Origin of the sequence: Mucilaginibacter lappiensis (genome assembly GCF_050433765.1) — a bacterium.
Classification (GTDB): domain Bacteria; phylum Bacteroidota; class Bacteroidia; order Sphingobacteriales; family Sphingobacteriaceae; genus Mucilaginibacter; species Mucilaginibacter lappiensis_A.
The window spans coordinates 34,013-50,989 of record NZ_JBNPWP010000008.1 but is presented as its reverse complement, the minus strand read 5'-3'; the positions used below and the strand labels follow the sequence as shown (position 1 = coordinate 50,989).

The 16,977-nt window shown below is 44.5% G+C and carries 5 protein-coding genes; 1 reads left to right on the top strand and 4 read right to left on the bottom strand.

Going from position 1 to position 16,977, the window contains the following annotated elements:
• Positions 1–38: 38 nt before the first annotated feature.
• Entirely contained in the window at positions 39–836 is a 798-nt protein-coding gene (locus M2273_RS21865; protein WP_429399905.1) for an SDR family oxidoreductase, read from the top strand.
• A gap of 248 nt (positions 837–1,084) precedes the next feature.
• On the opposite strand, the gene M2273_RS21860 is transcribed toward M2273_RS21865, so the two are convergent.
• The 4 genes from M2273_RS21860 to M2273_RS21845 all read right to left on the bottom strand — a co-directional run bounded on the left by M2273_RS21860 (position 1,085) and on the right by M2273_RS21845 (position 16,784).
• The gene (locus M2273_RS21860) at positions 1,085–1,417 is read right to left on the bottom strand and encodes a hypothetical protein (protein WP_429399904.1); all 333 of its coding nucleotides are present in this window, start codon (positions 1,415–1,417) and stop codon (positions 1,085–1,087) included.
• A 300-nt stretch (positions 1,418–1,717) separates the two neighbouring features.
• Entirely contained in the window at positions 1,718–3,700 is a 1,983-nt protein-coding gene (locus M2273_RS21855) for an OmpA family protein (RefSeq protein ID WP_429399903.1), read from the bottom strand.
• Between the two features lie 12 nt (positions 3,701–3,712).
• Complete coding sequence (locus M2273_RS21850; protein ID WP_429399902.1) at positions 3,713–4,714, bottom strand: PorP/SprF family type IX secretion system membrane protein; 1,002 nt, start codon at positions 4,712–4,714, stop codon at positions 3,713–3,715.
• A 79-nt stretch (positions 4,715–4,793) separates the two neighbouring features.
• Positions 4,794–16,784: a gliding motility-associated C-terminal domain-containing protein gene (locus M2273_RS21845; protein ID WP_429399901.1), complete on the bottom strand. Its 11,991-nt coding sequence runs from the start codon at positions 16,782–16,784 to the stop codon at positions 4,794–4,796.
• Positions 16,785–16,977: the final 193 nt, after the last annotated feature.

Below are 16,977 nucleotides of genomic sequence, written 5' to 3'. Positions count from 1 at the left end.
AATTTTGTCATTGCAATTCAGCATAAACAAATACGATAATGAAAAACAATATTGAAATAAACGATCAGGAGTTTTCAGGTAAGCGGGTACTGGTTACAGGTGGTACCAAAGGCGCCGGCAAAGCCATTGCCGAGCGGCTGGCAAAAGCCGGGGCAACGGTTATTACAACAGCCCGCACCATCCCTGCAGATCAGCACGAAACAACCCGCTTCATACAGGCTGATATCAGTACCCGTGAGGGAGCCGATAAGGTTATCAATGAGCTATTAAGCAGCTTTGGCGGGGTTGATATCCTGATCAATAATGCAGGTGGCTCCACCGCACCCAATGGCGGCTTCGGCGTTCTTACTGACGACGACTGGGATACAGCCATGAATACCAACTTATTTGCAGCCGTGCGGTTAGACAGGGGATTATTACCCGCCATGATAGCCCAGGGTTCAGGTGTAATTATCCATATATCTTCTATTCAGCGGTCGCTGCCGCTTTACGATTCAACGCTGCCTTATGCGGCTGCCAAAGCTGCTTTAACCAATTACAGTAAAGGGCTATCAAATGAGGTTTCACAAAAAGGGGTGCGCGTGTTAACTGTTTCTCCTGGTTTTATACAAACCGAAGCAGCCGAAACCTTTATTAAAAACATGGCCAAAAGCGCGGGCACTAATTATGAAACCGCCTTAAAACGTTTAATGGATTCTTTGGGTGGAATCCCCATGGGGCGACCGGCAATGCCCGAAGAAGTAGCCGAACTGGTGGCTTTCCTGGCATCAGACCGCGCCGCGTACCTGAGTGGTACTGAGTATGTTATAGATGGCGGCACTATCCCTACGGTATAAGTAATATAACAACTGATATAAAATAAATATGAATTATCAATATAATATCCTGTTAAAAACCAAAGTGTTACCGTAAACCGTTGGTCACTTTGTTAATTTTTCGCTCTTTTTATGAAAAATATATTTTTACAGGTATATATAAATAATCAGAGGTTATTTGATTATTGTTGTTTTAACACCAATTTATCATGTACTCATTGCTTTTCTATAAATCCAAATCATCTAACTACACTTTATGGCGTAATACGCTATTTATAAAACTTAGGCGCTATGGCCATTAATTGTAGTTCGGTTTTATGTTTATTTAGTATTTTTTTCCACCAAAACTGAAATTTACGCGGATATATGACCCTTTCCGTAAAATCTGCTCTATGAAGATCTTCCATTGCCAGCAACTTATTCATCACTTTGCGCGAATGGTCAACCACCGCGTGCGACCGCTCAGTATATCCAAGCATCCTGTTTATTTCCCGGTTGGTTTTACCAATCAGTATATATTCAAATATTTGTAAATGCAATGTTGAAAAACCTTTGGTCTTGAGTAACGGTCTGCTTACTGATAATGTATCCTGCTTCATCATAACCTTATTTTAAAATCCTTTACACTATTAATATTCTATAATTCAATTAATCATTTAGTAATTAATACTACCGTACAAATAGCGACTATACCAATAATGACATTAAATAAGCCAATAACCAGTTTGTCTGATTGTTCAATGTCGGGCCTGTAGTTTGGTACCCTAAATGCCACACTACTTAAGTTCATAAGCCCATAGGTACACATACCGGTAGCTAATAATAATATAACTGATAGGTACCTGCTTGGCAGCCCATGCAGATTGCTTGTCACGGAATTCATATTGTATGTATTGCAATTTTTATTTACAAGGTGTTACCTCGTTCTTTAATACCTTAAACTCTGTACGTCTGTTTAGTTGACGCCCCGCTGGGTTGTCTTTTCCATTAGGGAGCGAATTTGGTGCTATCGGCTTCCTTTTTCCATAGCCTTTAGCGTATATGCGGCTTTTGTCGATACCCTTTAGTATGATATAATCAACACATGATTGAGCCCTCGCTTGCGACAGTTTATCGTTATACTTAGCTGAACCTATTGAATCTGTGTGTGCACCTAATTCAACTTTTATTATAGGATTATCTTTTAGTACAATGATCAACGTATCTAAAACAAGCTTTGATGCCGGTCTCAGCGTAGCCTTATTAAAATCATACAATATGTTTTTAATAACAATTGGCTTATCAGGGGTATAGGCCTGCAAACAGATGTCAGGGTTATATAAAGTATCGTTGCGCATGGTGCCAGAAGCGGTTACCGGAACATTTTTTGCAAAATAACAGCCTCTTTCAAGTCTAAGGCTATACGGGCGTTTGGTGGTCACATCAAAAGCATAACGACCTGTTTTATTAACTACCATTTGTTTTATGGTATCTTTTGTAAGCGTATCAATAAAGCTTACTTTGGCGCCTTCTAGCGGTTTATGCGTGTCGCAATCAATTACAAGGCCCGACAGGATATGTCTTTTATCAACTGCCTCGAACAAGCCCAGGCAACAGTCTGATTCACGGTCAGAGCTTACGTAAAATTTATTAGCATCATCATGATTGGGTAAATAGTAAAGATCATCCTTTGCCGAGTTCATGGGATAACCCATATTTTTAGGCTCGCTCCATTTATCTAACTTGCTAAAGCTTTCAAAAAAGTCAAATCCACCCAAACCAATAAATCCTTTTGAACTATATATCAGTTTTTTGTTTGGCTGATCATAATATGGAGCCTCCTCATCAAATGAGGTATTAATGGTACTTCCTAAATTGGTTGAATTAACAGCGTCGCCATTAAAATCAAGATAACTTACCCAAATATCATCGCCACCTTGTCCGCCTGGTTTATTTGAGGCAAAAAACAGGCGTAAACCATCGGCCGTTACAAATGGCTGTATGGAGTTAAAACCATCGGCATTCACATTACCATTCATTTTTTTGGGTGCCGACCATTCTTTATCATTCAAATCGCTGTAATAAATGGCATGTACCGTTTTACTTCCCTGTTTATACCAACGGGTAAAATACATCCTTTTACCCGTTTCATTTAATGATGGGGTTCCGTATTCCAGTTCATTTTTGCCCTCGCTGCCTTTAAGATCTATAATAGTAGCCGCGCCCGGTTTATCCTTGGTCAGTGCGTATATCCTGTTCAGGTGTTTCTTATCATTTTTAACAAACCTCGATGAAGTAAAATAGCTATTTCCATCATGCTGGATCAGTGCATAGTCTGACCCATCAGATGCATAAGGATCCTTTAGTTTTGCTACATCAATTAACAATGGATACAGATATTGCTCTTTAGCAAACCGGCAGTTCTTTATTTCCTTTCGTGCTATATCGCCATACTTACTTTCGCCTTTATAATTTGCATTAAACTGTTCCAGTTGCTTTATGGCATCATCAAAATGCTGATTGGCCCGCAGGCACACACCATACCAAAGCCGGGCTAAAGGATATTGCGCTTCGTAATTTTCAGTGATCACTTTGTAGTACCAGCCTTCGGCTTCCTGGTAATTCTCGTACAAGCGGTATGATTCTGCCAGCTGATAACATAAATACGCCCGGTCTTCCTTCTTCGCAGGCTTTTTATTAGCTTTTTCGCCCGCATGATAAGGTATAGCCTGCAGGGTGGTAAGGCTCAATCCATCAGCAGCCCTTTTATAATAAAAGGCGGCTTCGTAATAGTCCTTATTGGTAAATGCTTTGTCGCCGTAAACTTTTGGATTGTCCTTACTATACTGGGCATTAACCCCTTTAAATACGATCAGTATAAGTATTGTAAAAAATATTTTCTTCATGTTGATAAAAGTTTAAAGCCTTGGGCAAATTGCGTCCGGTTCCTGTATATGTTTACGAAATACATAACTTATTGATAGTTCAATACCTCCATTGCCCGATGTGGCCTTGGTAAGTGATGAAGTATTGAAATCATAACTGGCACCTATAATAAGGCTGTTAACATGATAGCCAATATTGGCAATTGCAGCATCTTTAAAACGGTACATGCCCCCAAATATTAACCCTTTATCTTCCTGTAGTTTTAATTCAGAATAGGCTCCCACCGCCTTTTCTTCGGCCTTTTGCTGCCTGATATAAATGGCATGGGGAATCACGTCAAAATATTCAGACGCTTTTATGCGCACCCCTGCATGTATAGTATAGCGTATAGGTAATTTACTGCTGCTGCCATCAACCGCAAACGGGTCTTTTGACCGGGCAAGGTGCGCTAAGCTTACACCACCAAATAAATTGGCATTATGTAAAGGATCGCCGTCATAGTAAAAAACGCCTGCACCTGCATCAAAAACAGTAGCGTTTGTATTTAAAAAGTTTTCATTGCTTGGCAAAGTAGGATCAAAGCCGCTGCTGGGATTAAACTGGCTGCCAAATTGTGCTTTTGAGGGATCAAAGCTGCGGTTAATAACACCTGCCTGTACACCAAAGCTTACTTTTTTATAGCCATCATTTGATACCGCAATGGCATAGCCCAGGGATCCATAAGCCGAAAAGTAATTGTAACCTACATCGCCGGCAGCCTGATTTAGCACATTAAACCCTACACTAAGTTTCTCTGTCGGCCTGAAATCAACAGATACCGCGCCGGTTTGATATGCATTATTGATGGTTGCATATTGGTTTTTAAAATTCGCGTTTACACGGGTATCACCATTTATTACGCCGGTTAATGCCGGGTTCAAGTATAATGGATATGCATAATACTGCGAAAAATGTGGGTCTATCTGCGCTTTTAGTTGACTTATTGCCCCAATCTGGAGCAGCATTGCCATGATAATTATAACTCTTTTTTTCATAGTGTAGATTTATTAATTGTGATGTGGCCATCATATGCTGTACCATACACTTCGGCATGGTACAGCATATATAGAGGCCTTATCGTAATAGCGTAACTGTACCTTTCTTCTTCACTACCTGACCATCATTCAGAGTAGCTTCCACGTAATAAACATATACCCCTACTGGCTGCTTGGTGCCTTTATACGTACCATCCCATCCGCTTGTTTTATTAGTTGTCTGGTATTGCAGCTCGCCCCATTGGTCATATATCGACAGGGTTAAACTCTTGATGGTATTACCGTAAACCTGCAGCAGATCATTGTTGCCATCGCCATTTGGCGTAAACACATTCGGTATAAATAATCCGTTTCCAAATGGATTGCTGGCTGTACCGGTAACCGCTGCTGAGTTAGCACTCAGTTGGCAATCAGAGTTTCCACTGGCGCGTACAATAATGGTTACACTCTCGCCTGGCTGCAGGTTGCTTACCACATGAGTTAAACCATTAGCTCCTGAACTTGGTGCAACAAAATGCTGCCCGTTATCAGTACTTATCTGGTAACCTGTTGCACCTGTTACAGCAGCCCAGCCAAAGCTTACACTTGATGTGGTGCTTGCACTTACAGATGGTATTGGAGCGGCCAGCGGACTAAGAATAGTAACCGCTACCGGAGTTCTTACAGTTGATACACAACCACCTGCTGTTTGGGCTTCGGCGTAATATGTGGTATTGGCCGATAGTACGGGTGTTGTAAAGTCTATTCCTGTAGCCAGTTCCGCACCGCCTGTTTCATCGGCAAACCATTTAATAATTGCTCCAGGTGTGGCGCTTGTTGCGGATATAATGGTACTTACCCCAGGGCATATAGATGTACCCTGTGCACTTGCCTGCGGCGCTACCGGTGCCGATGTTACATTAACAGTAACGTTTGTACGCGAAGCAGATGGGCAACCGGTAACATTCACCGCCTCTACAAAGTAGATGGTGTTGGTAGTAAGTACCGGAGTGGTAAAGCTTATTCCCGAAGCCTGCGGGGTACCGCCGCTTGCCGAACTGTACCAGTTATAGGTAAAGCCTGTCTGCGGATTAGAGATGTGCAATTGTACCTGCCCACCCTGGCAGCCTGATATCGAAGCACCTTCAACCAATAGAGGGGAGCCAGGCGCGTCAACCACAGTTACCTGTATGCTGGCTAATGATGCGCTTTCGCATGAACCATTTATGGCCTCCACATAATAAGTGGCGTTGGCGTTAACCGGTCCGGTTTGGAAGGTTGGCCCTGTAAATATCAGGTTGTTTTTTGTAGCAGAATCATACCAGTTATAGGTAAGGCTTCCTTGTGGCGATGCAACAGAGATTGATGTTGAACTGCCGCGACATACTTGTACCGGAGACTGTACTGTAAATGTTGGGGCCGATGGTTGCGGTGTTACGGTAACATTAACCGGTACCCTTGTTGATGAATTACAGCTTTGAGGGTTTGTAGCCTCAACATAATAAGTTGCATCGCCTGTTAATACAGGTGTGTTAAAGCTTGATCCTATGTGTACAGAAGTTCCTCCGGCCGGCACAGTGTACCAGTTATAAATGGTACCGGCAACAGGACTGGTGATATTGATGGTAGTAGCACTGTTTTGACAAGTAATTAAACCTGCGGCATCAACTGTAGGGTCAGGCGCCTTGCTGTTATCAATAGTGATTGTTATAGGGGCACGTATTCCTGATGTACAACCACTTACATTACTTACTGCTTCAACATAATAAGTTATAGTACCTGTAACTGCTGCAGTAGTGAACGGTATTCCGGTAAATACTGGTGTTCCGCCGGTTGCCGTGGTGTACCATTTAAAGGTTACGCTTGTTGCTGGTGTAACTGATGCCGTTAACACAGCCGAGCTACCAGAACATACCGATGGTGTGGATGAACCGCCCTGAGCTACCGGTACAGGTGTTGACGGAAGCTGATTGATGATCACCTGAACCGGTGTACGGCTTGATGATCCGCAGCCACCACTGTTTACAGCCTCGGCATAGTAAGTTGTATTTGCTGTTAATACAGGAGTAATAAATTGTCTGCCTGTAAATGCCGGTGTTCCGCCGGTTGCTGTAGTGTACCACTTGTAAGTAAGTACACCCTGAGGATTAGAAATTGATAAAGTAGCAGGAGATCCCACACATGTCGGCGCGGTAGCACCGTTGGCAATAACCGGCGCAGATGGAGCAGGGTTAATAGTAACCTCGGCTAACGTACGGCTGCTGCTGCCACAATTGGTGCTATTTATTGCTTCAACATAAAAATCAGTAGTTGCTGTAATTAGCCCGGTTTTATAAGGGTTACCTGTAAATACAGGTGTACCACCGGTTGCTGTAGTATACCATTTATAAGTTATGCCTGTTACTGGTGTTACTGATATGGTTGCCGGGCTGCCTAAACATACAGGCGGATTAGAAGCCAGTACCGGATTGGCAGGGATCGGATTAACTGTAACCGGCACCGATGTGCGGGCAGACGAAGTACAATTACCCGCGTTTGCGGCTTCCACATAATAAGTTGTATTAGCAGTTAAAGCCGGTGTACTAAACACAGTACCGGTAAATACCAGTGTGCCATTAACTGCTGCGTTATACCATCTGTAAACCACACCTGTTTGCGGATTAACTATGTTCAGCGTAATTGATGATCCTGAACAAATAGTTAAGCTGCCCCCGGTTGCTTGTACCTGCGGAGCCGGTGGTATTGGCAACACAATGATATCGGTTTTGGTACGGGTTGCACTGTTACAGCTGCTCGCACTTACTGCTTCAACAAAGTATGAAATATTGGCTGTTAAATTAGTGGCAGTGAATATTGTTCCGGTAAATACAGATGAGCCTCCTGTTGCCGTTTTATACCAGTTATATTGTAAAGTGGCTATTGGGTTTTTAACGCTTATAATAACAGTACCACCATTGCACACCTGGGTTGTTGTAGCGCTTAGGGTTGGTGCAACAGGTAAACCGTTTGGTGTTACATTAACAGCCGTGCGGCCACCGTTGTTAATACAATTGGTTGCGTTTGTGGCCTCAATATAGTAGGTTATGTTTTTCGTAATAGCCGGAGTAGTAAAGGTTGCACCCGTATGTACAGAAGCACCGCCGGTTGCTACAGTATACCAGTTATAAGTAACGCCCGCCTGAGGAGTAGTTACAGCTAATGCAGCAGGACTGCCTGCGCAAACATCTACGTTATTGGATAGTACACTTGGTTTTTGAGGCAATTGGTTAACCTTAATAGTGGCCACGGTTCGTGCAGGGCTTATACAGGTACCATTTGCAGATTCGATATAGTAAATAATATCAGATACCGGAGATACGGTGAAGGTTGCACCTGTATGTACCAGGTTACCATTTGTTTGTGCATCGTACCAGTTAATGGTAGCACCATTAGCATTGGTTACGGAGAACGTGACACTTTCGCCTGCGCATATTTCAAATGAGGCTTTTGCCAGTATCGGGTTTTGTGGCGATGGTGTAACGTTAACTGTTGCACCTACCCTGTTTGGATTAGCACAACCGCTTGAGGTGCGGCTGCTTTCTACATAGTAAGTAGTAGTAGCTAATACGTTTGTAACAGGAAAGGTTGCACCTGTATGAACAAGTGTTCCGCCTACTGCCGCAGTATACCATTTATAAGTTACACCCGCACGTACATTGCTCACACTAAAAGTAGCCGAGCCACCCGAACAAATGTTTGCAGTATTTGCAGCAAGCGTTGGTGCTTCTACCTGCTTGCTGGCATAATAAACGTTAAGACTATTGAACAATGATGCTACACCAGCGGTAAGGCGTATCTCAACCCTGTCAAAGCCAGCTTTTGGTGCAAATTTGACTAAAGCAGTTTGCCCGCCAGCCAGAATCGTGATATTCAGTAAGCTGCTGCTTAAGTTAATACGGTCGCCGTTATAGGTAGCGCCATTGTAGGAGGCAATCTGTATCTGGTTAAGTACCCCTACAGTTGCCAGGCTTACCGGTATCGAGATCTTAACCCTTACGGTATCGCCAACAGTTCCGGCATCGCTGAATATTAATTTTTGTCCTACGTATGATCCTAATATGGCTATTGGTAATTTTATCTGGCTAAAGTTTACGGTATCCTGATCTACAGCATTATCCGGCGTAATTACATCGCAACCAGCACATATTACACCACCGTTCACATCAAATGTTTGTGTTGATGCAAAATCGCACGAGGTAGAGAATATTGGGTTTACTTTAACAGTTACCGGGGTACGTACTATACTGGTACAACCTGAGCCTGCCAACACAGCTTCCACATAATAAGTGGTGTTTGATGTCAGGGCAGGTGTGGTAAATGTTGCGCCTGTAAAGATTGCGGTACCGCCGCTTGCCGAAGTGTACCATTTAAAGGTAGCTCCAGCGGTGGTTGAGGTAGCCGTTAAAATAGCTTTCTGACCAGAAGTGATCTGTCCGCCCGGAGTATTCGCTGTAACAACCGGTGCCGCCGGTGTAGGGTTAACTACAACATCTGCCTTCGCTCTTGTTGAGCTGGTGCAGCTGCCTGCCACTGCTTCAACATAATATGATTTATTGGCGGTTAATGCCGGTGTTGTAAATTGTGGGCCAGTGAAAACCGATGTGCCACCTGTTGCCACGGTATACCAGTTATAAGTAACACCGGCCTGGGTTGATGTTACAGATAAGGTAGCCGATGAACCCGAACAGGTTTGTACCGGTGTTTGTGATACGACAGGTACTAATGGCGTTGCTGTTACATTCGCTGTAACCAGGGTACGGGTTGAGCTACCGCAAGAGCCCGCGCCTGTAGCTTCAACATAATAAGTAGTTGTTGCCGAAAGCGGTCCGGTTGTAAATGGATTGCCGGTAAATACAGGTGTACCACCAGTAGCCTGAGTGTACCAGTTAAAGGTAACACTGGTAACTGCCTGTGCTGTAAATGTAGTCGGCTGACCAGAACATACCGTTAAGTTTGGTGCAGCCACAATCGGTTTGGCCGGAGCCGGCGTAACTGTTACTGTTGCAGGTGTGCGTACACTTTGGGCGCAACCATCAGCAGTACGGCTGGCTTCGGCATAATAAGTTGTATTGGCAGTTAATACCGGCGTGGTAAATACCGCTCCGGTAAACACTGGGGTGCCACCGCTTGCAGTAGTATACCACCTTACGGTTACATTAGCTGGTACAGTTGCTGTTAAAGTAGCCTGCGATCCTGAGCATGTGGCAACATTTGCTGTGGTGATAACCGGTGCAGCTACAGATTGATAAGCATCATAAACGTTTACCGCGTTAAGTAAACCTGCAACACCTGAGTTAAATAGTACCTGAACTCTGTCAAAGGTATGAGCCGCTTTGAATGTTACCCTGAAACGGTTTGTTCCGTTCAGTAAGGTAATATTTAGTAATGCGCCGTTTACAGTAAAGCGGTCGCCGTTAAAAGTTGTACCATTGTAGGTTGCTACTTGAATTTGTGAAAGCACGCCTACATCGGCCAGTGAGCCCGGGATACCTAACTCAACAGTTACACTATCACCGGCAATACCTGTATTAGCAAAACGTAAAGTTTGCTGTGCAGCTCCACCCAGTAAACCTACCGGTACGTGTATTTGTGAAAAGGTATTACGGTTATTATCAATTGATCCGCCCGCGTTACTGGTGCCGCAAAATAAGCATATACCATTAACTGAGTTTGTTTCGGCAATAGCTGCATCGCAGGGAACAGGGTTAGGCGAAATGGCATTTACATTAACTATTCCTGATGCCCTTGTGGCTGATTTAACCCCGGTAGCAGGTATGCTTGACTCGGCGTAATAAGTTGTAGCAGTAAACAGACCCGGACTTGAAAAGGTTGCTCCTGTAAATATACTGGTGCCGCCTGTTGGTGTAGTGAACCAGTTAAATACTGTTGCGCCTGGGGTAGTTGATGACGCTACCAAAGTACCTGACGTACCCGGATTAACTGTTTGAGTAGGCGGGGTAACTGCCACATCGGGTACTACAATAGGTTGTGTAACGGTAATAATTACCGGGGTACGCTGTGTACTTACGCAACCTGATGCTAATGAACTTTCGGCATAATAAGTTGTAGTTGCTGTTAAAGGCGGAGTAATAAATGGACTGCCTGTAAATATAGCTGTGCCGCCTGTTGGTGTGGTGTACCATTTAATGATAGCACCAGCTGTAAGCGAACTGGCTGTTAATGTAGCTGTGCCGCCTGTTGTAACCTGGCCGCCGGCTGGGTTTACAGTAACAGTTGGCGCAACAGGTATTGGATTAACTACCGCGTCGGCTTTTGTACGGGCCGGACTAACGCATCCGTTAGCTGATGCTTCTACATAATAAGAAATATTTGCGGTAAGTACCGGGGTTGTAAACTGAGCGCCGGTAAATATTGGCGAACCACCCGTTGCGGCCGCATACCAGTTATACACCACGCCTGATTGGGTTGGTGAAACGGTTAATACCGCTGGCGAACCTGAACATAACTGCACTGATGCCTGGGCCAGAACCGGATTAACCGGTGATGGGGTAACATTGGCAGTTGCCGACACCCTGTTTGGGTTAGCACATCCGCTTGATGCACGGCTGCTCTCTACATAATAAGTAGTAGTTGCAGTTAATGCCGCGGTGGTAAAGGTTGCACCTGTATGAACAGAAGCGCCACCGGTTGCAGAGGTATACCATTTATAAGCTATTCCTGCACGGGCATTATTAACCGTAAAGGTCGCTGTGCTACCTGCGCAAATACTTACCGTATTCGCGGCCAGTCTCGGTGCTTCAACCTGTTTGGTGGCATAATAAATATTAACCGTATTAAACACTGATGCCAAAGCACCGTTAAATCTGATCTCGACCCGATCAAATGCCGATTTTGGTGCAAATTTTATTAAAGCAGTTTGATTACCTGCCAGCAAGGTGATCTTCAGTAAGCTGCTGCTTAAATTGATGCGGTCGTTATTATATGTCGTGCCATTAAATGAAGCAATTTGCAGCTGGTTTAAAACACCTACAGTAGCAAGGCTTGCCGGAACCGCTATTTTCACGGTCACGGTATCGCCAACAACCCCGGCATCGCCAAATATTAATCTTTGCGACACATTTGAACCTACCAAACCAATTGGAACACTTAACTGGCTAAAGTTGGTGGTATCGCTATCAACCGAATTATTTGGAAAATTCACAGCGCAACCCACACAAAGCAGGCCTCCGTTTACATCATTGGTTTGTGTTGATGCAAAATCGCACGAGGTAGAGAATATTGGATTTACGGTGATGGTTACCGGTGTACGTGTAGTACTTGTACAGCCTGCTGCTGTTGAAGCTTCAACATAATAAGTTGTGTTTGATGTTAAAGCAGGGGTAGTAAAGTTGGCACCTGTAAAAATGGCAGTACCGCCGTTTGGAGCTGCATACCATTTAAAGATAGCTCCCGGGGTAGTTGAGGTTGCCGTTAAAGAAGCTGTTTGCCCGGAGGTGATCTGTCCGCCAACCGGGTTTACAGCGATAATAGGCGCAACGGGTGTCGGGTTAACCGACACATCCGCTTTTGCCCTTGTTGAACTGGTACAGCCCCCTGTTGACGCAGATTCAACATAATATGATGTACTGGCAGTTAATGCCGGAGTAGTAAACTGTGGCCCTGTAAATACAGGGGTTCCGCCGGTAGCGGTAGTATACCAGTTGAAGGTAACACCAGGCTGACCTGTTGCCGCTAATACAGCCGATGAACCAGAACAGGTTTGTACAGGAGTTTGTGACACAACAGGTACCGTTGGCGATGCAGCTACATTAGCAGTTACCTTAGTACGGGTTGAATTGCCGCAAGTGCCCGCTGTAGCCTCAACGTAATAGGACGTTGTAGCAGTTAACGCCGGGCTGGTAAATTGTGCTCCGGTAAACAATGCTGTGCCACCTGTTGCTGCCGCGTACCATTTAAAGGTAACACCGCTAACGGCTTCTGCTGTAAACGTAGCCGGCTGGCCCGAGCATACGGTTATAGTTGATGCATTAACAAGCGGTGCGGCAGGGGCCGGTGTAACAGTTACCGTTGCTGGTGTACGCACTGGCTGTGCACATCCGCCTGCAGTAAAGCTGGCTTCGGCATAATAAGTTGTGTTGGTATTTAATACCGGCGTAACAAACGTGGCGCCTGTAAATACAGCTGTACCACCGGTTGCTGAGGTATACCATTTTATAGTTACGTTGGCTGGCGGTGCATTTGCTGTTAAAGTAGCAGTTGTTCCCTGGCAGGTGCTAACATTTGGCACACTGATAACCGGCGATGCTACTGATTGATAAGCATCATAAACGTTTACCGCGCTAAGCAAGCCGGCAACGCCTGAGTTAAACTGGATCTCAACGCCGTTAAAGGTGTGGGTTGCTTTAAATGCTATCCTGAAACGGCTTGTTCCGTTTAACAGGGTAAGGTTTATCAATGATCCGTTTACAGCAAAGCGGTCATTGTTATAGGTTGCTCCGTTATAAGTAGCAATATTAATTTGCGATAATAAGCCTACATCGGCCAGTGAACCAGGGATACCCAATTCAACAATTATGCTATCGCCTACAATACCCGGGTTGGTAAAATGTAATACCTGCTGTGCGGAGCCGCCCAGTAAACCTACCGGTACATGTATTTGTGAAAATGAATTACGGTTGTTATCAACTGCTCCGGCCGGATTAGTGGTAGTGCAGAATAAACATAAACCGTTAACCGAATTTGTTTGCGTTGTAGCAGCGTTGCAAGCTACCGGATCTGAACCAACAGCAATTACATTCACTACGCCCGGTGCACGGGTAGCTGATTTTGCGCCAGTGGCTGTTACTACAGCTTCGGCATAATAAGTTGTATTGGCAAATGCCGGTGGAGTTACAAAGGTTACCCCTGTAAATACAGGTGTGCCACCTGTTGGTGTGGTATACCAGTTAAATAGTGTTCCCGGTGTGGTTGAGCTGGCAGTTATAGTACCTGTTGTACCCGCGTTAACTGATTGTGTAGGCGGGGTTACTGATACATCTGGTATTACTATCGGCGTAACGGTTACCGGTACAACAGTTCTGTCTGGCGATACGCAGCTACCTAAAGATGCTTCTGCATAATAAGTTGTATTGGCTGATAATGCCGGCGTGGTGAATGTGCTGCCTGTAAATACAGGAGTACCACCAGTTGGCGCGGTGTACCATTTTATAGTAGCGCCATTAACTACAGTAGCTTTAAAAGTAGCGGTTTGGCCGGCCAGTATGGTCGCGCTTGCTGGTGTTACAACTGGTTTTACCGGTGGATCATCAACTATTACCTGAACAGGAGCACGTACCGGGCTTACGCAGGTGCCGTTACGGCTGTATTCTACATAATAAGTAGTGTTTGCGGTTAATGCAGGTGTTGTATAAGTTATACCTGTAGCTACAGATGCCCCTCCTGTTGGTGTAGTATACCACTTAAAGGTTCCGTTAGCCGGGTTAGGTGATGTAATATTCAATGCTGCAGAGCTGCCTTTGCAAATTTCAGGAGCAACCGGATTAAACTTAGGTGTTGGATACTGCTGTATAGCATAATAGATCTGTAACGATGTAAGCAGCGTTGCAACACCTGAGTTAAGCGTTACCTGTACACGATCATAATTTCCTACTGCAGGCACGTATACCGCATAACGGTTAGTACCCGCCAATAACCTTAAAGTAAGTAATGAATTATTAAGCGGATAACTACCTACCAGTGTGGCACCATTATAAACTGCTACTGTTATATTACCCAGTAAGCTAACATCAGCCAGACCTCCCGGGCTTTGAAATACGAGCTTAATGGTATCGCCGGTAAAACCTGGTTGCTGAAATTGCAGTGTTTGTGAAGCTGATCCGCCTAAAAGACCTACCGGCACTGATATGGTCGACGCGGTAGTCGTGTCGGCATCAGCGGCAAGAGCATCATTGAGAACGTTACACAATACACATAAACCATTTGTGACGTGTGTTTGTTGATTGGCAAACGTACATGGCGAATTGTTATTAATAGTTACGTTAATGGTTATTGGCGTACGTGTTGCCGATTGGCAACCAGTGCTGTTGGCAGCTGCCACATAATAAGTAGTGGTACTAAATAACGCGGGTGTTATAAAAGGATCGCCTGTAAAAACAGGGGTTGCCGCTGCGGCGGATGTGTACCAGTTATAAGTAATGCCTGTTTGTGCATTAGTTACATGGATGGTTGCAGTTTGGCCAGCGCTTATAGTTGAATTATTTACCGCCAAAACAGGAGCAGCAGGTTTAGGTGTTACAGTAACTGTTGCCGCAACACGGGTACCGCTTGCACAGCCTGTTGCGTTTACAGCTTCGGCATAATAAATTGTGTTGGCATTTAAAGCCGGACTGGTAAAGTTTGTACCTGTAAATAATGAGGGACCACCAGTGGCAGTGCTATACCAGTTATATGTTTGTCCGGCTACCGGCGAGGCAATAGCCAGTACGGCCACATCACCATCGCAAATGGTTACGTTTGGCGTAGTTAATGTTGGCACGGCCGGTAACGGGCTTATAGTTGCAGTTACCTTTGTACGCGAAGTGCTTACACAGGTACCGCCTGTTACCGCTTCGGCATAAAAGCTTGTGGTTGTGGTTAAGGCAGCAGATGTATAGGTATTACCCGTAAATAAAGGAGTTCCGCCGGTTGGGTCCGTGTACCAGTTAACGGTAACACCAGGTATGGGCTGTGCAGCAAATACCGCGGTTGAGCCCGGGCATACCGTAATGTTGGCATTGGCTATAACCGGTGCAGCCGGAATTTTATTAACATTGATCACTACCGGGGCCCGGTCTGAAGCTGTTGCACAACCTGCGCGTGTTGCCGATACGTAATAAGTGGCATTTGCAGTTAAAGGAGGTGTAGTGTACGATGCGCCGGTTGCAATGGAGGCTCCGCCAGTTGCCTGGGTGTACCAGTTAAATGTAGAGCCCGGTGCATTTGATGTTGCAGTTAATGCTATGGTACTTCCGGCACATAATTGCGCATCGGTTACTGCTACATTATTAATTTTTATGATAGGTTTAGGTATAATTACTTCGGCCTCGAAAAGATCCAGGGATGATAATACACTTGCTATACCTCCCCCCAGCCGCAGCTGAACACGGTCAAATACTTTGGTGGGTGCATAGGTAACAACTATCCGCTGCCTGTTATTGGTAAGATCAAGCAGGCGCAAACGCAGCAATGACCCGCTTAGTTGCTGGGTATCGTTATTATCTGTATTGCCATTAAATGTTGATATGCCTATGTTTGTTAAAACACCCACATCCAATAGTGCCTTTGGTAAGGATATGGTAAGGCGTACAGAATCGCCTACAATTGATGGCGACTGAAAAATTATAGTTTGTTGCGCGAATGCACCTAATGCGCCAACACCTGCATTTAAGGTTGATGCTGTATTAATATTCCCGTCAATCGCATTTTGAGGGTTTGCCACCCCGCCTACATTTATCCCAAGATTAAGTAATGCCGATGATATACCATGCAATTCATCATATGCTGTATTACAAACCGGAGGACCAGGTGTAGTATAAAAAGCATCATATAAATATATACTGCTTAAAGCGCCCAAAAGCCCCCCGTTAAGCGTTACCCTCACCTTGGTATAAGCTGTAGTCGGCGAAAAGATAAATTCCAGCTGGTTATTGCTACTGGCTACACTCGCCAGTGTTGGGGCAGTAATTGACGCACCCGCTACATTGCCATTATATGGAGTTATAGTTACCCCACCAAGTGCTGTTACATCAAGCAGGTTGTTACCTGTTCCTAATTTAATTGTTAATGGGGTATTGGCAGCAGCCTGAGCCGGAAATATTAATTCCTGGTATGTTGCGGCCAACAGGCCAACCGGTACGTTTAAAGTGGAGTGAGTTTGCAGATTTGCATCAATAGCGTTTCCTTGTTCAGTAACTACGCAGCCCAAACAAAGTAAACCTGTAGCACCGCTTTGCTGGGTAGTTGCAAAATGGCGTTGTCCAAATATTTTGCTGGTAGCACACAATAACAGGCATAACACTATTATGTACCTGCTATAAAAGGTAAAGGTTTTCATGCAAATGTAATTAAGGTAGGTGTAAATAGTTACACATTTCAAAACTACACAGCACTTTAAGAATATTATTAATACATCTTATTCACTTCATTAAGACAAAATAAACGATGTTCATTTATTTAATAATCGTTCATTTTGTTCATTAAATATTATTTTAAAACATATAGCTCTACTATACTCGTAAACACAGCAA